Source organism: Acinetobacter sp. UBA5934 (assembly GCF_002430855.1).
In the GTDB taxonomy this organism is placed as follows: Bacteria; Pseudomonadota; Gammaproteobacteria; order Pseudomonadales; family Moraxellaceae; genus Acinetobacter.
This window is the reverse complement of record NZ_DJDC01000161.1, coordinates 11,949-12,168: the sequence shown is the minus strand read 5'-3', so window position 1 is coordinate 12,168 and position 220 is coordinate 11,949. Positions and strand designations below refer to the sequence as shown.

The following is a 220-nucleotide window of genomic DNA, read 5'->3' as shown; positions in this document are numbered from 1 at the left end:
GGTATTTTCCAGCCAGATCACCCGCGTGACAATTTGATCACCAGTCGCGCGGTGCTTACTGTCAAAAGGCACACCGGAGCTTTTAACATTGCTATCTGGAACTAGTTTGATGGTATTGCCGGAAGGAATGGCGACCACACCATTCACGTTCAATACACCCAGAAATAAATCATAGACTTCGGCTTTATTTAAAGGTTTATTGGAAATGACCGTGACATTG

At 44.5% G+C, this 220-nt stretch carries 1 pseudogene; it reads right to left on the bottom strand.

What is annotated here, in order from left to right:
* Positions 1-220, bottom strand: a pseudogene (locus tag B2Y23_RS11705) (type II secretion system protein GspD); the annotation flags it as partial.